Consider the following 20,784-nt stretch of genomic DNA (forward strand, 5'->3'; position numbering starts at 1 on the left):
GCCCGCACCTGCACCGCCTGCACCGGCACCGCCTGCACCGGCACCGCCTGCACCGGCACCGCCTGCACCGGCACCGCCTGCACCGGCACCGCCTGCACCGGCACCGCCTGCACCTGCACCGCCCGCACCGGCACCGCCCGCACCGGCACCGCCCGCACCGGCACCGCCCGCACCGGCACCGCCCGCACCGGCACCGCCGGCACCGCCGGCACCTGCACCGCCAGCCCCTGTACCGCCAGCCCCTGTACCGCCAGCACCTGCAGCGCCTGCGCCCGTACCGCCTGCACCTGCACCCGTACCGCCAGCGCCTGCGCCCGTACCGCCTGCACCTGCACCCGTACCGCCAGCACCTGCACCCGTACCGCCGGCACCCGCGCCCATACCGCCAGCACCTGCACCCGTACCGCCAGCACCTGCGCCCGTACCGCCTGAACCTGCAGCCGTACCGCCTACGCCTGCACCGACTCCGCCTCGACCACCTGCGCCCGAACCGCCCATACCTGCACCCAAACCAGCTGCGCCAGCGCCCGGACCGCCTGCGCCAGCATCCGAGCCGCCTGTGCCCGAACCGCCCGCGTCGTCACCGCCTGCGAGCTGTTCGTGATCCAGCTTCAGTAAAGGAGGATTCGGAGAAGGTGCGCTGGGTTGATCGAACGAAGCGGCAGGCACAGGTGGGTCGAACTCCGCACTGTCAATTGCAGTTCCGGGGCGAGGAGGTGACGATGATCTCGCGACACGATCGGACGAAGACGCTCGTTTTGTTGGCGGTATGGATTGAGTGACCACGGGTGCATGCGGCGCGATTGCTCTCACATGCGGCGCCGAATGATGGCGATTCTGTGTCGCGGCATCGCTTGCTTGACTACGCCCTCGTGTAACCGACGGCGGCTCAGCGGAATCGGAAGTAGGTTCGGTGCGTTGAGCGGACGGAGCGGACGGAGCGGAAGGCGCAGGGAGCGCGGCCTCAGGATTGGCAACCGCGGCTGCGCGAGCGGGAGGCGATGATCGTAGTGCGATTTGACCCGACCAAGCCGTATGTTGCGCTCGCGACGCGGCTCGGATGATCCCGAGCACTTGGTCACCGCCGTACACGACGAGACCCATGAGCCCGACAGCCAATGCGCTCGCCGACGCAACGTAAAGCGCAAGACGTTTGACCCGCGCAGGCGGTGCGGCCTTGCTCGCTGCATCAGGGTTATCTGCACCCGAATGCGAACGCTCGGCTTGGCTGAACATTGCGACGGGTTTCGGATCGCTTAGTCTGATCCTTGCATTTACTATGTTCATATGCCGTCTCCTTGCGGAGTGCTCATCGGAATGAGCCGCGGGACCGCATCTGCGTAACCCCTGGCTCCGCCGCAGCGATGGAAGCGGTGTACGAGGTTTCCATCCTAGGCCCTTGAGGTGCGGAAACGCTCGCCATTTTGGTGGCCGATCTGGACGGGTGCCTCGAGTCGCCGACCGGCGTGCCCTTAGCGATGCTCCACAGTGGGCGACGACACGATGCAAGTCAGCATTGGCTGTGCCTGCCAGACCGAACCCGAATTGAATTGTGAGAGCGCGGACAGGGCACTCGCATGCACGATCCTGCAGCGCTGCTCATGCATCGCGTCGCTTCAACGTGCTGGGCGCCAAGTGTCGAACGCAACCGGCTTCGCGTGATCCGTGTGCATCACGTCGGTTTTGTCCGGCGTGCCGTTGAGCGGATCGGACGATGTGACGATCTCGCTATCGAAGAGCCATGCGCGGTGCTGGGTGTCGTAGCGGAATGTGATGAAGTCGGTCCAGTGTGCGCCGCACGCGACGCCGTTTTGCACCGTAAAGTAGCGGCCCTTGACTGCGAGCCCGTCGTCGCTGTCGAACGGATCGCATTGGCCGCCCTCGTTGGCGCGCAGCACAACCGTATCGTTGCGCGCGGAGAGCCGGTACCGATTGCTTGCCTGTTCCTCGAAGATCAGCAGTGGACGAGGCGATGGGCTGCTCACAGAGTCGTCGCGCCGGTGAGCAACAACGAGCAAGCTTCGCCGGCCGCCTTCGATCAGCGGCCCTGCACGGAAAACCATCGGCTCGTAGCCCGTTGGCAACTGGGCAGCGATGCTTGCCGGCAGGCCGGCGGCGTGCAGCGTGGCGGAAACAGCGAAGAGGGCGGCTGGCAGCAGAAAGCGTTTCATAGGGGGAGATAACCGGCGACGCAGCAACTGAAGGATGTCAGCATGCGCGCTCTGCGCTGTTCGAATGGTTAGAGGGGGCTCAGGGCGCTCAGCGGTGGTCGCGAGCGGACCTGATTTTAAGCACGAACGCCACATAATGCATTCGTTGACGAGTTCCGAGACTGAAGGCACACTCGTTACCCATGCAAGCCATCACATCCTTTGCAATTGCGACTCCCCATCATGCGCATGCCCACATGGGACTGCCGTCGGGGAAGTGCATAGGCTAGCAATTTTCAGCAATATGCGCGAAAAAGCCCCGCCGGCAACGACGGGGCTTTTTCGTTATCGCCCCGTCAAGCATCGGCTCAACTAGTGAGATAAACGTGAAAGATCCGATGAACATCGATTGGTCAACGATGCCGGCACCTATAGACGACGGTGGAGCAAGTCACCTGAAGGGGCTGCGCATGCCCAGCATCGAGTTGAACTCGACGGATGGAGACGCGGTCGACCTGAGTCGACTCGCCGGCCGCGCCGTTATTTACGCCTACCCCCGGAAAAAACGTCCGGACGAGCCGGTGCCCGATGGATGGTTGTCGATCCCCGGCGCCCCGGGATGTACGCCGCAGTCGTGTGCCTTTCGCGATCACGCGGCGGAAATGAAGGCAGCCGGCGCAACCGATATCTTTGGTCTCTCGACGCAACATACGCCCGATCAAAGAGGGGCTGTCGAGCGTCTGCATCTGAGCTACCCACTACTGTCGGACGACCGTCTCTTGTTGACGAGGGCCCTTTCGCTGCCGACCTTCACCGCCATGGGCATGACACTGTTGAAGCGTTTGACGATGGTCATTAACGACGGCGTGATCGAACATGTTTTTTATCCGGTGTTTCCGCCTCATCGGAACGCGGCTGAAGTGCTCGCGTGGCTGGAGCTGAACAACAAATTTTCCGCAATGAAAGAGGACAATTAAATGCCCGACGCATCGACGACGTTTGCGACGCCCCTCGATCTGTATCGAGTCATCTCACGCGTGTGGTCGGCGGACACGTCAAGCCCGACCAATGCGTGGTCACCATCGAATCCCGCGCAGAATCATTGCAGCGTCACCGCGCTCGTCGTGCAGGACCATTTCGGTGGGGAAATTCTCACGACGCGTACCTCGGGCGGTACTCACTTCTACAATCTGATCGACGGGAAAAAGTGGGATCTCACGGTGAGCCAGTTCGCCGAACCGGTGCCGTACGACGACACTCCTTGCACTCGCGAAGCGGCGCTGGCGGATACCTCGCCGGAAAAATATGCGTTGCTAACGTCGAGGCTGAAGGACAACAGATAGAACGTCTATTGCGTTCGGGCGTGACGCTGGCAAGCATTACGTCGGGCCGATCTGCGATCGTGATGAGTTTCGGCGCTCGGTACTGAGAAAGGCGACGTCGCTCTCCTCAGGTACCGACTAGTCCGTTGCCAAACGTGAATAAACAGCAAAGTCACTTGGTACACCACGAACCATGCGGTACGAGCGGAGGAGGCCTTCGTACCGGAAATGGCAACTCTCGAGTACCCGCGCCGAACGGGAGTTCCCTTGCAACACGGTACCCTGAACGCGGACGAACCCATATTCCTGGAACGACCACGCCGCAACGCTGCCACAGACAGCGCGAGCGATTCCTCGGCCCCAATTCGAAGGAGATAGGTCATACGCGATCTCGGCCGTCCGGTTTAGCTCGGAGATGGTGTGAAAACCGATCGTACCGACCAACTCACCGCTAGCATCGCTGACGATTGAAAGACGACGCGCCGATACGGCCGAAGCGGATTCGAGCTCATCGAACAACGGCATAAGATCGTCGCGGGAGCTCAGGTTCCAACTCGTTGGCCCGAAAACGTTCGGAAGTTTCAGGTACGCGTACCAATCATCGATGTCCGAGCGTTCGAGTTGTCGAAGCGATACGCCTGGGTACCCTGAATCGGGAGGATGACCGATTTTCACGTTGTAGCTCCCTGAGCTCTATGTTCGCCTATTCTATTCGGCCGCGATCGATAGGCCCGCGATTCACGCGCGATAGTGACGCAGCGTCCCGGTCATATTTCAAACCGGACGTTCTACAAGCTCCCTCAGGACCGTCTCCAGCTCGACATGGCCGCGCATGATTTCGTCGGGACGGCCTTCGAAATCGATCCAGCCTTCATTGAATCCGTCCAGCATGCGCATGCGTGATAGGGGATGCTTCATGCCCTGCGCGATGAACAGCGTTTCCCAGGTCTGCCTTTCGACGACTTCCGCGCCTACCTTGCGGCCCAACACGCGGGCGAATGCCAAGGCCAGATCGTTGGGACTCGCCCGACGCGGGCCTTCGAGCTCGACGACGCGCACACCGCGCCACGTCTGCCGAAGCAGTTCGGCCGCAACGCGGCCCACATCCGCCGTGGCGACCATCGGCACGGGCTTGTCGAGCGGCTGCAGGTAACTGGCGATGACGCCATGGTCACGTGCGGATGCAACATCCCATGCGGCGTTCTCCATGAACCAAGCTGGCCGCAGAAACGTCACCGGCATCGGCATCTCGCGCAGTGCCTGCTCCATCAGCGTGCGTTGAGTGAGCAGATTGAGCCCATCAGCGTGCGCGCCGATCGTCGACAGGCAAACGACCTTTCCAGGTCGAGCCGTCAGAAGCGCGGCAGCCACAGCCTCGATCACCTTCCGCGCTTCAGGGAACCCAGGCTCCGGATCGAACTCCGGAGGCGGCAGAATGAAAACGCCCGTCGCGCCGTCGAACGCGGCGGCGAGCGATGAAGCGTCTTCCATGGAGGCCGTCGCAATCTCGCAACCGCGCTGCGCCCACGACGCTGCCCGCGTCACGTCGCGCACGACGGCACGCACGGGCTGACCGACGGCCAGCAGCTCACGGGCCAGTGCGCCGCCGACCTTGCCGGTGATTCCTGTTATTGCATACATTTGCTCTTCTCCATGAGGGGACCCGATGTCTCGGTGAGACGCATTCTGGTCAAACTCCGAACGAAACAAAATGACATGGATGGCATCAGATAAGTGACAACAAGTCATCAATGAGGCATGCTCGACATAGATGCCCAGCGCCGCTCTACGGTGCAGCGTTGGCGCATTGCCCTTCGGTTGGTCGGTCGCGATCTGCCACCGGCCTTTACTCGAGCACCCATGAGATCCATTAGCGAGAAGCTCTCCGGCAGCATCAGCGTGTTCGCCGCCGTGGTGGATGCGGGGACGTTTGCGGCCGCTTCGGAAGCAATAGGAATGACGCCACCGGGCGTCAGCCGGGCAATTGCGCGGCTGGAAAAAAGGCTGAATATCCGCCTTTTCAACCGAACGACGCGCTCCATTTCGCTGACCGAAGAGGGCCGCCGTTTTTACGAGCAGGTCATGCCCCATCTCGCCGGGCTGGAGGAAGCAGCCGCTGCCGCGGCGGGTGGCACCTCCGCTGTGCGTGGGAAGTTGAGAATCAATCTGGATCCCGTCGTTTACCGGACCATTCTTGGGCAACGACTGGATGCGTTGATGGACGCTCACCCCGAACTCGAAATCGAGCTCATCGCGCGAGACAATCTTGGCGACTTGGTCATGGATGGCTTCGATCTCGCCGTGCGATTCGGCGAACCCCGACCGTCTACCCTGATCGCCAGAAAACTGCTCGATACCGGCGTTGTTACGGTCGCGGCGCCTTCGTACGTGGCTCGCCGGGGACGGCCGGCAAAACCCGAGGACCTTGAAAGCCGAAGCCACAGATGCCTTGAATTTCGCAACCCGGAGACGGGCAAGCCGTTCCCGTGGGAATTCCATCGACGGCGGAAACGCATCGTGGTCGACACCCGGGGACGCCTCACGGTCAACGATCCTGGTGCGCTGCTCAACGCATGCCTCGCCGGTTCCGGAATTGCGCAGATGTTGCTGCTCGGTGCGGAGCCCCTGCTTGCCGACGGCCGACTGATCAATCTCTTTCCCGAATGGGCAGACGAGCGGTTTCCCTTGTACGTCTACTACCCATCGCGGCATCACGTACCGGCAAAGACCCGAGCTTTTGTCGACTTCATTGTCGAACTGATGGGCGATCGCGTCGCGCCGGGGCCTGGTTTGTAGATTGCTTGGACCTAGTGAGTCATTCCCGATTCCCGATGGAAAGCTCATCCATCGGAGCACCAGCGCCACGCATCGCTCGCTGCCGGATCACTGTTGCCTACAGAGGCGAACATGGACATCGACATCGACCAGTCGGACAAGCCGGATCCCGAAGTGACGTCGTGGCTGGAAAAGCTGGGCCCCGGGCTCGTGACCGGCGCCGCGGACGACGACCCGAGCGGCATTGCGACATACTCGCAGGCGGGAGCGCAGTTCGGCTTCAACATGCTGTGGATCGCCATCATCACCTATCCGCTGATGGTGGCGATCCAAGTCATTAGCGCTCGCCTGGGACGGGTAAGTGGTCATGGCCTCGCAACCAATATCAGGCGTCACTATTCCGCATGGCTGCTCTATGGCTCGGTCCTTCTGCTCCTGGTCGCCAATACGATCAACATTGCCGCTGACCTTGGCGCGATGGGGGCGGCATTGAATCTCGTGGTCGGCGGTCCAACCCACGTGTACACCGTTGCGCTGGGCGTGTTGTCCGTCGTGCTGCAGGTCTTCGTGCCCTATCGCAGCTATGTTCGCGTCCTGAAGTGGCTCACGCTCGCTTTATTCGCTTACGTAGCCACGGTATTCGTCGTTCAAATCCCATGGCAGACGGTGGTGATTCGGACTCTGGCTCCCCAACTGTCATGGAAGCGCGATTACCTCACTACGATAGTCGCGGTGCTCGGTACGACTATCAGCCCGTACCTGTTCTTCTGGCAGGCTTCGCAGGAGGTCGAAGAGATGCGGGGCCAAGCGGGCCAGCGTGCGCTCAAGGATGCGCCGGGGCAGGGGCCGGCCAGCTTGCGTCGCATCCGCATGGACACCTGGATCGGGATGGGGGTTTCGAATATCGTCGCCTTTTTCATCATCCTGACGACCGCTGCCACCCTGCACGCGCACGGCGTGACTGACATCCAGACGTCGGCGCAGGCCGCTGTCGCCCTCAAGCCCATCGCAGGCCGGTTCGCGTTCACCCTGTTCAGCCTGGGAATCGTCGGTACCGGCCTGTTGGCCCTTCCGGTACTCGCCGGATCGGCCGCTTATGCGATGGCGGGTACGTTCAAGTGGCGCAATAGCCTGGCCCTGAAACCCCGGTTGGCGAAACGCTTTTACGCCATCATCGTACTGTCGACCCTCATCGGTCTCGCAATGGGCTTTACACGGATCGATCCGGTCAAGGCGCTTTATTGGAGCGCTGTAATCAATGGCGTGGTGTCCGTGCCGATCATGGCACTGATCATGTTCATGGCGGTGAATCCGAAGGTCATGGGGAACTTCGTGATTCCGTTGCGTCTGCGCGTTACAGGCTGGATTGCAACGATCGCCATGGCAACGGCAGCGCTCGCCATGTTTTGGTTCATGGGCCGATAGAGACACAATGTCCGCTCACCGGAAAGCGGTCATTGACGCTGACTGACCGTGACCGGGACGATTTTTTCCAGTTGGTCCAGCAACAGCTCCTTTTGCTGCTCCGGCAGCTTGACCAGACTCGGATACATGTTGATCAATGCCAGCCGTTGCGCAGGCGACTTGGAGGGCAACAGCATGAGCAACCCCGCTTTCTCACGGTCGGACAGCGATGACATGTGCGGTAGCGCGCTAAGCTGCACAAAACTGGGAGACTCTACCGACGGTACGGCAGCTTCGTCATTCATGGCCGAAGGTGCCGATTTCTCTTCCCCTGGCGACGTGCTTTGCGCGGCGAGGGTGCTCGGTGTCGGGGTGGAATCCGCACCCCCTCCGCCACATCCCGTAAGCAGCAGACTGAACAACAGCATTCGACCTGTACGCAAAAAATGGCGCGGTACATGTGGGACATACAACACGCCGCAATCGAGGTGAACGTCTTGTCGCATGGCCACGCATCCGACGATCCAGAAAAAGCAGGCGCGACACCGTACGAAATGGCGGTGCCGCCACCGATTGCAGACGTGCCAGCGGATGCCGGCACGCCCGTCCATCCCCGATGATCTAGGACGCTCTCGCGAGCGTCGCGTTGCCATGCATCAGTCCAAGTGCTGAAGCCTGAATGCCAAGTCGATCAGGGCCCGGTGAGACTGAAATAAGGCCCGCTGAAGCCCGCGAAGGTGATCGTATACACGAAATTCGCCAGGGTTGGGCCGGCTATCACCTGCTTGGTCCAGTTCCCGTTGGGGCAGGTGGCAGAGGCTTGTAAGTCCTGGGTGGTCGGTGCCGTCGCACCGAGCGGCGGCACTACCAGTTGCCCGTTCCTGGAAGCTGTCAGTTTTCCCGATGAAGTGGCATCCGTGGTTTGCGTCTTCACGTCGACGACCTGGCCGCCATGGTTAGTGCACTGCACGGTGCCCGAGTAGGTCGCCGACAGAGTCGCTGTCGCATTAGTGTGGCCGACTCCCCCGATGGTGGCGCCGGTACAGCTGACGTCCTGGGTCGCCTGGTCCACGGTGCATACCGGTTCGGCAGTTGCAAAATGCGCTCCGCTGGGCCCGTTGGCGGGATTCGTTTCGGCCCAAGCCGCAGGAGCGACCAGTAGGGCAGCCAACGTAATCAAAGCTAGATTCTTCATATTTGTCTCCAAGACAATCATCGTCGTCTCTCGAGAAATGGCCGAGAAGCGTGGAGAATGGTGGTCCAGTTTTTTAATATTAATAAAAACCGGTCGGCGATTTATAAGCGATGTGACCGGAGATGCGGCGCGGCGAACTGGCGAAAATATTATTGGAATATTTAAATTCGAACGCGCAGATTAATATCGTACATTGCCGGCTTCTAGGTAGCGGGGCACGAGTGAAGTACTGCTGGGCGTGAGCGTTGACGCGCGGCGCAGTGAAATGTTCTGAGGTGATGGTCTCCTAATTAGGATTGTCGAGCGATTTTCAGTCGCTCGGTGTTAATATAGGTCAGTTGCGTTACAGAAACTTACTTTTTTAATGGCTTTTGATTTTTCCGATAACGGCGATGTTGTGGCGAGCATTGCTGTCTTTGTTTATCTAGAATCAATGGTTCTTCCCGTCGTCCGTTCGGTTCGTCCGAAAGGCGTTGTTGGTCGACCCGCTACGCGTCAGGCGGCACCCCCAACAACTGCAACACCCCACCCGCAATCGACGCAAACACCGGCGCAGCCACCGCTCCGCCGTAATAGGCGCCGCGCGACGGTTCGTCGATCATGACCGCGACGATAACACGCGGTGCGTGAATGGGCGCCAGCCCCACGAAGAGCGAACGATACTTGCCCTTCGCATACGAAGTCCCCATATGCTTCCATGCGGTGCCCGTCTTGCCGCCCACCCGATAGCCCTCGACCCGTGCGGTGCGTGCGGCAGCTTCGAGCATCTCGCGAATGGCCGCCGCGCTGGCCGATGTCGTCACGCGGCGTTTTTCCGCGGCGCCGGATGTGGCTCCCGTGCCGTCGTCCTCCGCGACGACCAGCCGCGCCGGCTGCAACATGCCATCGCCGGCAAATGCCGTATAGGCTTGGGCGATCTGCAATAGGGAAGTGGATAGACCATACCCGTAGCCCATCGTCGCCTGCTCGACAGGCCGCCAGCGCTGCCACGGCCGCAGCTTGCCCGCGGCCACCCCGGGAAAAGGCAGCGGCGGTTGGTAGCCGATGCCATAGTCGCGGTACATGGTCCATATCCGCTCGGCCGGCAGGTTCAGCGCGAGCTTCGCCAACGCGATGTTGCTCGACTTGGAAACCGCTTGCGCGACGGTGATGGTTCCATGATTCGACGTATCGTGAATCGTGTTCGGGCCAATCGTGTAATAACCGGGCCCGGTATGAACGAGCGTGTCCGGCTGCGCGAGCCCCGTATCCATCGCGAGCGCGACGACGAGCGGCTTCACAGTCGAGCCGGGCTCGAACGTATCGGTCAACGCGCGATTGCGCAGCGCTGAACCCGCGCGGTGCATCTGGCGGTTCGGATCGAAGCTCGGCGCGTTGGCCAGTGCGAGAATCTCGCCGCTTTGCGCATCGAGCACCACGGCGCTGCCGGCTTGCGCATTGTGCTTGGTCAGTGCGGCTTTTAGTTGGGTGTAGGCGAGCTGCTGAATGCGGCGATCGATAGTCAGGCGAACCGTACCGCCGTTGCGCGGTTGCACGGGTGTACCGAGTTCTGAAACGATGCGCCCGAGACGGTCGCGGATGACGTCGCGCGAGCCGGTTTCGCCGGCAAGCATGGCATCGGCCGCTAATTCGATGCCTTCCTGCCCTGCATCGTCGATATCCGTGAACCCGACGACGTGCGCGACCGATTCGCCCTCGGGGTAGAACCGTTTCGATGCGCTGACACGTGTAATGCCGGGGATGGCGAGTTCGTCGATTTCCTGGGCGGTCGTCGCGTCGACGTGACGCTTGAGCAGCACGTAAGCGCGCTCCGTCGAAAGCCGGCGCTCGAGTTCAGCGGCAGCAATGCCGAGTGCCCGAGCCAGCTTTGCGCGATCAGGGCTGCCCATGCGCCGCGGCTCGGCCCAGATCTCGTAGGTCGTCAGGCTCACGGCGAGCAGGGCGCCATGACGATCGACGATCGGTCCGCGCATGCCCGGCGACTCGACCGTGATGCGATGACGCTTCTCGCCCTGAGCGACGTGGAATTCATGCTCGACGATCTGTACCCACAGCGCCCGCCCCGCGAGCGTGGCGAAGCCTACCGTCAGCAGCGCGACGACCACCGACGAGCGCCATGCCGGCAGACGCGGGACGAGTACGGCGTTTCTCTCCATCGATACATAAGGCACATGACGTTTGCGGAGCAGGGGCATCGGGGAAATGGCATGCGATGAGCGAGACGGGGGAAACCGTCACAGACAAATACGGAGCGAGGCAGCACCAAGGCATTGCCAGCTCCGCGACGCCCAGGCATTGTAGGCTAAATGTAAGGCATTGGGGCAACGGGGCATGCAGCCGCGCAGGCGCGGACGGCGAAGATGACGCCTAGCGAGAACGAGAACGGGAACGGGAACGGGAACGGGAAGGGGAACGGGGAACGAAGGAACCGAGCCTGCCAATGAAAAGGCCGCCGCGAATGCGGCGGCCACAGCTAAAACCAGCCAGGCAAAGAAGCGAGCGTTGCCTCAGGCCGGCAGCGCAAATCCGGAGATGGCTTCGCGCAACACCGCGGCCTGATCCCTCAGCGACTGCGCGGCAGCGGCTGCCTCTTCGACGAGCGCCGCGTTTTGCTGGGTCACCTTATCCATTTCGCCCACCGCGCGATTGACCTGCTCGATGCCCGCGCTCTGCTCGCGCGACGCGTGGCTGATTTCCTCGAGAATTTCGTTGACGCGCCGCACGGACTGCACGATCTCGCTCATGGTCGAGCCGGCATTCGCGACGAGCGCCGCGCCTTGATCGACCGTATTCGTCGACGATTCGATGAGCGCCTTGATCTCTTTCGCGGCCGTTGCCGAGCGCTGCGCGAGACTGCGTACTTCCGAGGCGACGACGGCGAAGCCGCGGCCTTGCTCGCCCGCTCGCGCGGCTTCGACCGCCGCATTGAGGGCGAGGATGTTGGTCTGGAACGCAATGCCGTCGATGACGCCGATGATGTCGCCGATCTTTTGCGAGCTCGAGGTGATTTCGCTCATCGTCCGGACGACATCGTCGACGACGCTGCTGCCGCGCGTCGCGACATCGGCGGCCTGCTCCGCAAGGTTCGCGGCCTGCGCCGCGCTATCCGCGTTATGTTTCACGTTGGCCGTCATGTGGTCCATGCTCGACGCGGTCTGGACGAGTGCGGCGGCCTGTTGTTCGGTGCGCTGCGACAGATCGGTGTTGCCCGCCGCGATCTCGCTAGCGCCGACATTGATGTTCTCTGCGCCGCTACGCACGCGCGAGACGGCATCGGCCAGACCCTTCTGCATTTGCGCGAGTGCGGCCATGAGGCTTTCGTCGTCGTTGCCGCTGACGGGCACGCGAACCGTCAGATCGCCTTGCGCCATGCGCCGTGCCGTAGCGATCGCGATTTCGAGCTCGCCGCCGAGTTCGCGGCGCACGCTGCGCAAGACGACCACCATGGCGATGGTTGCCAGCGCGCCGAGCACGCCCGTGATCAGCGCCCATCGGATGATGGCGCCTTTGAAGGCGGCGTTGACGTCGTCCATGTACATCCCCGTCACGATGAACATGTCCCACGGCGCGAAGCGCAGCGAATACGACGTTTTCGGCACGGGCTCTTCGCTGCCCGGCTTCGACCAGAGATAGTTCGTAAAGCCGCCGCCTTCCTGGCTTCCGACTTTCACGATATCGAGGAACAGGTGATTGCCGGCCGGGTCGGTGAAGTTCGACAAGTCCTTGCCGATCAGTTGCGGCTTGATCGGATGCATCAGCATCACGGACTTCGAGTCGTTGATCGAGAAGTAGCCGTCCTCGCCGTAGCGCATGACCTTCAGCGTCTCCAGCGTTTGCTTCTTGGCCTCCTCTTCCGTCATCACGTGTTGCTGCGACAACTCGTAGTAATGCTTGGCGACACTCTCGCCTTGCTGGACGAGCGATTTCAGCTGGTCGCGTCGGTCCTGCAGCAGCGATTCGTGGTAGCGCCATACCCCCGCGATGGCGATCAGGATCAGTCCAACCCACAGCACGGCCACCATCGAGCCGAGCTTCTGATTCAAAGACATCTTGCGCATTGTGTTCCCACCGGTCAGTCGAGTCGTTCACGGTGACGTGCCTGGGCCGCGCACGCCGTGCCTGACCGTCTTATCGGCACTTTTTTGGTGCAATTCAGACGGGGAAACCCTGATGCGGCAAGCGCAATAGGTACGACGGATAGGGGCGCGCGAGAGTGTCTCGACACTCATTCATGTTCGCGCCCTCGTCGCGTTCCGAGAGAATGGGAACGGCAATGCCTCAGACCGGATCTTTGTCGGGCGGACCTTCCGGGCGTTGTGGTTCGTCGTTGTGATGGCCGGGGGGTGGCGGAACCAGCGGTTCGCCCTCCGGGTCGCGCGTCGGATCGGCGAGCGGATCGGGATTCGGTGTGGTGTGCATCCAGTAGCTCATGGGCGGTCCCGAGAAAGGAGGAAGTCGAACGAAAAACCGAAGGCATGAACGGCGGCGTCGCCTCCTCTTTTATAGGCTATTCGCGCGAAGCCTGCGTCCCACATTGCCGGCTTGGCGCGCCTCGCTACGCCGACCGGCCTTCGAGACGATGCGGCCCCGGTCCCGGTCCCGGTCTCGCTCCGCTTCGGTTCCGATCGTCAACATCGGCGGCACGCGCATCATCAGCAGATCGATGGCGACGCGCATGCGCGTGGGCAGGTGGCGGGTGCGGCGCCACCCAAGATGCATTTCGACGCGCGGTCCGGGCGTATCGGTCAGCAGTTTGACGAGTTCGCCGGAACGCAATGCGTCCGCGATCAACCAGCACGGCAGCCGAGCAATGCCGGCGGCCGCCTTCGCGGCCTCGGCGATGGTCTCCAGATCGTCGAAGCGCAGCCGTTGCTTCATCGTGATCTCACGCATCGTCCCGCCCTGGTCGGAAAGAGGCCACGGCGCTTCACGGCGCCCGCTCGCATAGACGACTGCATGGTGATGCGCCAGATCGGCGACGCATCGCGGCGTGCCATGCCGCGCCAGGTATTCGGGGGCGGCAACGAGCACCATGGTCTGCTCGCCGAGCTTGCGCGCGACGAGGTCGGCCGGCGCATCGGAAAGCCGTCCGCTGCGCACGACGAGATCGACACCTTCGTCGACGAGATCGACGATGCGATCGGTAAAGCTTATTTGCAGTTCCAGACGTGGATAGCGCGCTGCCATCTCGAGCAGCAGCGGTGCGACACATCGTCGCCCGAACAACACCGGCACGCCTACGTGCAGGCGCCCCTGCGGTTCGTGCCGAGCGGCCGCGAGCGAAGTTTCGCCGGCTTCGAGTTCGGCAAGCGCACGCGCGCAGTGCGAGTAAAACGCCGCGCCATCTTCAGTGAGGCTCTGCGAGCGTGTGGTGCGCTGAAAGAGCCGCGTGCCGAGCCGTTCCTCGAGCCGCGCGATGCTCTTGCCGACCGCTGAGCGCGTCAGATTCAGCCGCTCGGCGGCGAGCGCGAAGCTGCCTGCCTCCACGGCATGCACGAATGGGGCGATGCCCGCCAAACGATCGGTCATGGTGAGCCTCGTTACACGTCCTATTGGTTACATAAAGTCTACAACAAGCGGAAAAAATGCCACCACTAGTTCCGGTTATTCGTCGCTAAGCTGGCCGCATTCCATCAACGTAACGAGGAGTCGGTATGAGTCGCATGATGCAGAAGTGGGTGGTCGCGCAACCGGGTGTGCAACACCTGAACATCGAAGAAAGTCCGGTCCCTACGCCGGCCGCGAACGAAATTCTGGTCCGAGTGAGTGCCGTATCGCTCAACTATCGCGACCTTGGCGTAATCGCGGGCGAAGATGGCGCGCCTTCGATGCCGTTTCCGCTTACGCCCGGTTCCGATATGGCTGGCGTGGTCGTCGCGGCCGGCGAGAACGTCACGCGTTTTCGCGAGGGCGACGAGGTGATCGGAACGTTCTGGGCGGGCTGGATCGATGGAGATTGGCCCGAGCACGCCCGTGTCGTCGGCGGCAAACTGCCGGGCGTCTTGGCGGAGTACATCGTTCTACACGAAGATTGGGCGGTGCACGCGCCGCGCTCGCTCGATGCGGTCCGGGCAAGTACGCTCCCGTGCGCCGGCCTGACGGCGTGGTTCGCGCTCGTCGAAAAAGGCGCATTGCACGCCGGCCAGACGGTGGTGGTGCAGGGGACGGGCGGTGTCGCGCTGTTCGGACTGCAACTCGCGCGAGCGCACGGCGCCGAGGTCATTGTGACCTCGAGCAGCCGCGACAAACTGGCGCGCGCCCTCGCGCTCGGCGCGACGCACGCCATCGACCGGTTGGAGCATCCCCGTTGGGACGAACTCGTACGCGAGCTGACCGGCGGGCGCGGAGCCGATCATGTCTTCGAGCTCGCGGGAGGGGACAACCTCGGCGCGTCGCTGCGCGCGCTACGGCAAGGCGGACGGATTTCGCTGATCGGCGTGCTCGGCGAACTCAGCATGACGCTGCCGAGCGTACCTTCGTTTCTGACGCGGCCTGTCATTCAAGGTATCGGTGTCGGGCACCGGCGCGCGCTCGAAGCCCTCGTGCGGGCGGTCGACGCGACGAAGATCGAACCCGTCGTCGATACCGCCTATTCGTTCCATAAGTTGCCCGAGGCGCTCCAACATCTCGAACGCGGCGCATTCGGCAAGGTCGTCGTGAAAATGGTCGGCTGAGCAAGCGTCGAAGCGATGCTTGCCCTTGCGCGTCATCGGCGGCGCAAGTCCTCGGGGGTATCGATATCGGCAAGCACCCCGGGATCATCCACCGCGATCGTCGTCAGCCCTGGCGATGCAAGCAAAGCGCGGGCGCCGGTGTCGCCGTCGAGCGCGGCAAGTGCTTTGCCGTGGACCGCGCCGAACCCGACCGGGTGTCCGCGGCGCCCCTCGTAGACCGGCGCGACGATCGGCGCACCTGCGCCGAGCTTGCGAGCCACGGCCTCGACGGTCGCCGGCAAGATCCAGGGCATATCGGCCAAAGCGACGACCCATCCGTCCGCATCGGCACTCGCGTGCACGCCCGCGGCCAGGCTCGCGCCCATGCCGCGCTCGGCGTCGATCGCAAAGACGACTTCGCAGCCGGCCTCGTTGAGCAGATGCGCGAGCGCTTCCGCACCGGGCCTCACGACAGCGATGACGCGCGGCAATACCGTCAGCAGCGTGTGCGCGGCCGCGCGCGCGACAGGTGTGCCATCGGCGAGCGGCGCGAGGAGCTTGTTTTGCTGGCCCAGCGGATCGAAGCGCGTGCCGCGCCCGGCCGCAAGCAGCAATCCGGTGGCAAGTGAGGCATAGGTCATCGGCAGGTCCGGTGGCAAAGTGACCTTGGATTGTGCGCGGCTGCAGACCTCGCGGCAACCGTGGTAGCAGGGGCGGCAGAGGCAAAACCCGGGACAACCGACCGTGGCAAGCGCGAGGCCGCGGTCTGGCGACGCCCGCTCGAGCGACTCGTGCGGCCGCGAACTCGAACGCGCCGAGCCCGGGCCGCGGTCGGACTCAGGCCGTCACCGGTGCGAGGACTTTGTCCAGCGTGATCGGCAAGTCGCGTACTCGCACGCCCGTCGCGTTATAGACGGCGTTGGCGACGGCCGCTGCCACACCGGTGATGCCGATCTCGCCGATGCCGCGTGCGCCGAGCGCATTGAACCGCGTATCGGGCACATCGAGCACCGTCACATCGATCGTGCCGATATCGGCATTGACCGGCACGTGATACTCGGCCAGGTTGGCGTTGACGAAACGGCCGTAACGCGTATCGAGCACGCTCTCTTCTTCGAGCGCGGCGCCGATGCCCCAGACGATGCCGCCGATCAGTTGCGAGCGGCCGGTTTTAGCGTTGAGCAGCCGGCCTACGTCGTACACGGCGACGACTCTGGGCACGCGAATCGTGCCGAGCGATGCATCGACATGCGCTTCGACGAATACGGCGCCGAACGAATCGAAAGCGAAGTGCTCGCGCTCATCGCCGCTGCGGGCCGTCGCGGTGGCTTCGATCGGCCGCGATCCGGCGCGAGCAATCAGTGCGGCGGCGGGGTCGCGCTGCGTGGGCCGCGCGCGATTGACCACCCAGCCGTCGACGACCGTCAGTTCCTCCGCCGCAACGCCGTAAAGCGGCGAATCGCGGTCTGCGCGCGCGAGCTCGATCAATCGCGCGCGTGCCGCACTTGCGGCTTCGTGCACGGCCGGTGCGACGCTCGCGACCGATTGCGAGCCGCCCGACACGGGTGCGCGCGGCAGCGTCGAATCGCCGAGGCCGAAACGCACGCGGTCAACCGGAAAGCCGAGTGCGTCCGCCGCCACCTGGGTCATGACCGTATAGGTACCGGTGCCGATGTCCTGCGTGCCGGATACGACGTTCGCGGTACCGTCCGGCAGAATTTGCGCCGTGGCCGAGGCCTCGCTGCGTCGCGCCGGATACGTCGCCGTCGCCATGCCCATGCCGATCAGCGTATCGCCCGCGTGCATCGTGCGAGGCCTGCGGGGCCGTCGAGCCCAAGCGAAGCGCTCGGCCCCGAGCCGGTAGCATTCGCGCAACTGCTTGCTGGACCAGGGCTTGTGCTCGTGCGCGGAGACTTCCGCATAGTTCTTGAGTCGCAGCTCGATGGGGTCCATGTCGAGCGCATAGGCGAGCTCGTCCATCGCACACTCGAGCGCGAACGAACCGGTTGCCTCGCCAGGCGCGCGCATGAAGGTCGGGGTGCCGACGTTCAGCGGCACGAGACGGTGCGTCGTGGCGAGATTCGGCACGTTGTAGAGCATGCGCGTCACGACGCCGCTGGTCTCGGTCCAATCCTCGATCTTCGAGGTATTCGCGAACGTATCGTGGCGCAGCGCGGTCAGCGTGCCGTCGGCGCGCGCCGCCGCAACGATGTGCTGCTCGGTGCGCGGCCTGCCGCCTACGGGCCCGAACATCTGAGGGCGCGTGAGCGCGAGACGCACGGGGCGCCCCACCTCGCGTGCCGCCATCGCGCAGAGCACCACGTGCGACCAGACCGAGCCCTTGCAACCGAAACCGCCGCCGACGAACGGCGAAATGATGTGCACCTGATCGGGCGGTATGCCGAGCGTCGTGGCGACGGCATGCTGCGCATTGGCGACGCCTTGCGTCGTGTCGTAGAGCGTGAGTCGCGGCCCATCCCACGAGGCGAGCACGGCATGCGGTTCCATTGGATTGTGATGCTCCATCGGCGTCGTATAGACGGCATCGACATGCACCCTGCCGGCCTTGAGCCCGGCGTCGAAATCGCCGATTTGCGTGTCCGCCGGGCCGCCGATCATCGAGGCGGGCGGGTGTCCCGTCGATTTGCCCTGCGCGAAGTCGAGCGAGGCAGGCGATGTCCGGTACGTGACGCGCAGTTGATCTGCCGCATGCACGGCATGTTCGAGCGTATCGGCAACGACTACGGCGATGGGCTCGTTGTCATAGTGGACTTCGTTGTCTTGCAACAGCGAAAGTCGCCGCAGCTCAGGCGGCGAAACCTTCGGCTGTCCATTGCCGGGTAGACGCGGCGCGTTTTGCGACGTCATCACGTGGAGGACGCCGGGCAGGGTACGGGCGTAGCTCGAATCGATCGATGCGACCGAGCCGCACGCGACCGTGCTCGTGACGAGCACCGCGTGCGCGAGCCGGCCGGCCGGAAATTCCGCGGCGTACTGAGCTTGGCCCGTGACCTTGAGCACGCCGTCGGTGCGATCGAGCGGTTGACCGATGATGTTCATGTCGTGGCTCCCGTGCGGCCGGTGTCGCCGCGCGCTGCGAGCTCGACCGCGCGCACGATCGAGCGTTCGGCAAGTGCGACCTTGAAGCGGTTCTCGCGCTGCGGATGGGCTGCGCGTAACTCGGCCGCCGCCGCTTCGCGCAACGTCGCATCGGACAATGGCCGGCCCGTCAGCATCCGTTCGGCGATCGTCGCACGCCAAGGCTTGTGCGCCACGCCGCCCAGCGCGATGTGCGCGGTGGATACCGTCTTGCCATCGAGTCGTAAGCCGGCGGCCACCGAGACGAGCGCGAATGCGTAACTGGCGCGGTCGCGCACCTTCAGGTAGTACGCATGCTGCGTGAATGCGGGCGGTGGCAGTTCGACCGCGGTGATCAGCTCGTCCGGGCGCAGCGTCGTGTCGATGTCGGGCCGGTCCCCCGGCAGCCGATGAAATTCGGAGATCGGTATCAAGCGCTCCCCGTCTTGCCCCGCGACGCGCACGGTGGCATCGAGCGCGGCCAGCGCCACGCTCATGTCCGAGGGATTGACGGCGATGCATTGTGGGCTCGCGCCAAGAATCGCGTGACCCCGGTTACGGCCATCGATCGCGCTGCAGCCACTGCCCGGCAGACGCTTGTTGCATGAGGGAAACGCGGTGTCGTAGAAGTAGGGACAACGCGTTCGCTGCATTAGATTGCCGCCGACTGTGGCCATATTGCGCAACTGCGCCGAAGCGCCGGCCAACAACGCTTCAGTCAACAGCGGATAGCCCTCGCGCACGAGCGCGTGATTGGCCGCATCGCTATTGCGCACCAGCGCGCCGATGCGCAGGCCGCCATCGGGCAGCGTGCCGATGGTGTCGAGCCCGGCGCCGATGTGGGTGATATCGACAAGCTTCAGGGGCCTTTGCACGCCGCCCTTCATGAGGTCGACGAGATTGGTGCCGCCGCCGATGAATACCGCGCCGGGTTCGCGGATTGCGCGCAGCGCCGTTGCAACGTCGGATGCCCGTTCGTACGAAATGGCTTCCATCGAATCTCCCTCGCAGACGCACTCAACTGGTGCGTCGGCCGGTGTGCACAGCGGCGATTGCCGCCACGATGTTCGGATAGGCGCCGCAGCGACAAATATTGCCGCTCATGCGTTCGCGAATTTCCGGCGCGGTGAGTTCCGCGGGGCGCGTGCGGACGTCGCGCGTTGCCGCGCTCGCATTGCCCGCTTTGAATTCATCGAGCAACGCCGTTGCCGAGCACAATTGACCCGGCGTGCAATATCCGCACTGAAACGCGTCGTGTTCGATGAACGCTTGTTGGAGCGGGCTCAGCGTCTCGCCCGATGCGAGCCCCTCGACTGTCGTGATCGCTTCGCCGTCGTGCATGACGGCAAGCGCCAGACACGCATTGATACGCCTGCCGCCGGCCAGTACCGTGCAGGCGCCGCACTGTCCGCGGTCGCAGCCCTTTTTCGTGCCGGTGAGTCCCACATATTCGCGCAGTGCATCGAGCAGTGTGACGCGCGGTTCGAGTTGCAGCAGATAGGGGTGGCCGTTGATCGTCAATTCGACGGGCTGTGTGAGCGCGCTGCGTTGCGGTGTCGTGTCCGATGCGGGAGTAGGGGGTTGCGCCATGACGGCATCCTCCGCGTGCAGTCGCGGCGCGGCACCAGCCGCTGCCGCGGCGGCGGCTGTTTGTAGAAAGCGGCGGCGCGCCGTATTGGGGAGCGCCGCATGCGTCGCCGCCGTGGCGGATGGATCCGTCATGGTGGACGATGGTGGAGCAGCGGTGGGCTTCGACATAGCAGTCAATGGGCTCCGGTAAGCAGGCTGAAACGCGCGTGTAAGAGGTGTGCGCGTATCGCGCCCGCACGGTGTCGGCCAGCGGGTGTGCAGCAAAGCCAATGCCCGATAGCGAAGGGCGTAAGTGCGGCGCGCGACTGATTTCCACTGTTATAGCAAGTGCTCGAAAAATTGCTGAGCGGCTATGCGTCGGTCAGCCTGCCGGCGAAGGGCAGCGTCGTTTGCGACGCGCGTGGTCCGGAGCGCGCCTATGCCGCGCGCGAGCGCCGCAGGCGTTCGCGCGCAGGCGATCGTTTTCGCCGCGCTTTGCGCGCAGGTCGTCCGGACCGTTCAATGTATTGGATCTTTGAACGCGATGGAACACCGTCGGAACTCAGCATGGGACTCTCTCTATCGAGATGCCGCTCCGGTATTGCCGGCGACGATATTTCGTCGCCCACCGGCCAACG

At 63.4% G+C, this 20,784-nt stretch carries 19 protein-coding genes; 5 read left to right on the forward strand and 14 right to left on the reverse strand.

Features of this window, described 5'->3' with window-relative positions:
• Both VGL01_RS15645 and VGL01_RS15650 read right to left on the reverse strand, forming a co-directional pair.
• Positions 1 to 398, reverse strand: a 398-nt coding sequence (locus VGL01_RS15645; protein WP_331570851.1) for a hypothetical protein, incomplete at its 3' end; no start/stop codon positions are given.
• Positions 399 to 1,616: 1,218 nt separating this feature from the next.
• A complete protein-coding gene (locus VGL01_RS15650) occupies positions 1,617 to 2,171 on the reverse strand; it encodes a hypothetical protein (RefSeq protein ID WP_331570853.1) in 555 nt (184 codons plus the stop codon).
• Between the two features lie 365 nt (positions 2,172 to 2,536).
• On the opposite strand from VGL01_RS15650, the gene VGL01_RS15655 reads away from it, so the two are divergent.
• Positions 2,537 to 3,127: a peroxiredoxin gene (locus tag VGL01_RS15655; protein WP_331570856.1), complete on the forward strand. Its 591-nt coding sequence runs from the start codon at positions 2,537 to 2,539 to the stop codon at positions 3,125 to 3,127.
• Positions 3,128 to 3,493, forward strand: coding sequence for a YunG family protein (locus VGL01_RS15660; RefSeq protein ID WP_331570858.1), 366 nt, complete (start codon positions 3,128 to 3,130; stop codon positions 3,491 to 3,493).
• Between the two features lie 117 nt (positions 3,494 to 3,610).
• Here the strand turns inward: VGL01_RS15660 and VGL01_RS15665 are convergent, their stop codons facing one another.
• Both VGL01_RS15665 and VGL01_RS15670 read right to left on the reverse strand, forming a co-directional pair.
• Complete coding sequence (locus VGL01_RS15665; protein WP_331570860.1) at positions 3,611 to 4,147, reverse strand: GNAT family protein; 537 nt, start codon at positions 4,145 to 4,147, stop codon at positions 3,611 to 3,613.
• A gap of 99 nt (positions 4,148 to 4,246) precedes the next feature.
• Positions 4,247 to 5,113, reverse strand: coding sequence for an NmrA family NAD(P)-binding protein (locus tag VGL01_RS15670; protein ID WP_331570862.1), 867 nt, complete (start codon positions 5,111 to 5,113; stop codon positions 4,247 to 4,249).
• A gap of 219 nt (positions 5,114 to 5,332) precedes the next feature.
• On the opposite strand from VGL01_RS15670, the gene VGL01_RS15675 reads away from it, so the two are divergent.
• Together VGL01_RS15675 and VGL01_RS15680 are read left to right on the forward strand one after the other, a co-directional pair.
• Complete coding sequence (locus VGL01_RS15675) at positions 5,333 to 6,268, forward strand: LysR family transcriptional regulator (RefSeq protein ID WP_331570883.1); 936 nt, start codon at positions 5,333 to 5,335, stop codon at positions 6,266 to 6,268.
• 111 nt (positions 6,269 to 6,379) lie between these two features.
• Positions 6,380 to 7,672, forward strand: a complete 1,293-nt coding sequence (locus VGL01_RS15680) for a divalent metal cation transporter (RefSeq protein WP_331570864.1) — start codon at positions 6,380 to 6,382, stop codon at positions 7,670 to 7,672.
• Positions 7,673 to 7,701: 29 nt separating this feature from the next.
• Here the strand turns inward: VGL01_RS15680 and VGL01_RS15685 are convergent, their stop codons facing one another.
• From VGL01_RS15685 to VGL01_RS15710, 6 genes are all read right to left on the reverse strand, one after another.
• A complete protein-coding gene (locus tag VGL01_RS15685) occupies positions 7,702 to 7,956 on the reverse strand; it encodes a hypothetical protein (protein WP_331570866.1) in 255 nt (84 codons plus the stop codon).
• 386 nt (positions 7,957 to 8,342) lie between these two features.
• Complete coding sequence (locus VGL01_RS15690; protein WP_331570868.1) at positions 8,343 to 8,846, reverse strand: hypothetical protein; 504 nt, start codon at positions 8,844 to 8,846, stop codon at positions 8,343 to 8,345.
• A 488-nt stretch (positions 8,847 to 9,334) separates the two neighbouring features.
• Positions 9,335 to 11,041, reverse strand: coding sequence for a penicillin-binding protein 2 (locus VGL01_RS15695; RefSeq protein ID WP_331570870.1), 1,707 nt, complete (start codon positions 11,039 to 11,041; stop codon positions 9,335 to 9,337).
• Positions 11,042 to 11,353: 312 nt separating this feature from the next.
• Positions 11,354 to 12,895, reverse strand: coding sequence for a methyl-accepting chemotaxis protein (locus VGL01_RS15700; RefSeq protein ID WP_331570873.1), 1,542 nt, complete (start codon positions 12,893 to 12,895; stop codon positions 11,354 to 11,356).
• A gap of 229 nt (positions 12,896 to 13,124) precedes the next feature.
• The gene (locus VGL01_RS15705; RefSeq protein ID WP_173255593.1) at positions 13,125 to 13,277 is read right to left on the reverse strand and encodes a hypothetical protein; all 153 of its coding nucleotides are present in this window, start codon (positions 13,275 to 13,277) and stop codon (positions 13,125 to 13,127) included.
• Between the two features lie 69 nt (positions 13,278 to 13,346).
• Entirely contained in the window at positions 13,347 to 14,375 is a 1,029-nt protein-coding gene (locus VGL01_RS15710) for a LysR family transcriptional regulator (protein ID WP_331570874.1), read from the reverse strand.
• 125 nt (positions 14,376 to 14,500) lie between these two features.
• Between VGL01_RS15710 and VGL01_RS15715 the strand changes: the two genes are divergently transcribed.
• Positions 14,501 to 15,520, forward strand: coding sequence for an NAD(P)-dependent alcohol dehydrogenase (locus tag VGL01_RS15715; protein ID WP_331570875.1), 1,020 nt, complete (start codon positions 14,501 to 14,503; stop codon positions 15,518 to 15,520).
• 32 nt (positions 15,521 to 15,552) lie between these two features.
• On the opposite strand, the gene VGL01_RS15720 is transcribed toward VGL01_RS15715, so the two are convergent.
• From VGL01_RS15720 to VGL01_RS15735, 4 genes are all read right to left on the reverse strand, one after another.
• On the reverse strand, positions 15,553 to 16,140 hold the full coding sequence (locus tag VGL01_RS15720; protein ID WP_331570876.1) for a nucleotidyltransferase family protein: 588 nt from the start codon (positions 16,138 to 16,140) through the stop codon (positions 15,553 to 15,555).
• A 196-nt stretch (positions 16,141 to 16,336) separates the two neighbouring features.
• A complete protein-coding gene (locus tag VGL01_RS15725) occupies positions 16,337 to 18,559 on the reverse strand; it encodes a xanthine dehydrogenase family protein molybdopterin-binding subunit (protein ID WP_331570877.1) in 2,223 nt (740 codons plus the stop codon).
• Complete coding sequence (locus VGL01_RS15730; protein ID WP_331570879.1) at positions 18,556 to 19,572, reverse strand: xanthine dehydrogenase family protein subunit M; 1,017 nt, start codon at positions 19,570 to 19,572, stop codon at positions 18,556 to 18,558. Before VGL01_RS15730 ends, VGL01_RS15725 begins: the two co-directional genes overlap by 4 nt.
• Before the next feature lie 22 nt (positions 19,573 to 19,594).
• Positions 19,595 to 20,299, reverse strand: a complete 705-nt coding sequence (locus VGL01_RS15735) for a 2Fe-2S iron-sulfur cluster-binding protein (protein WP_331570881.1) — start codon at positions 20,297 to 20,299, stop codon at positions 19,595 to 19,597.
• Positions 20,300 to 20,784 lie beyond the last annotated feature (485 nt).

The organism is Trinickia sp. (assembly GCF_036503415.1).
GTDB lineage: Bacteria > Pseudomonadota > Gammaproteobacteria > Burkholderiales > Burkholderiaceae > Trinickia.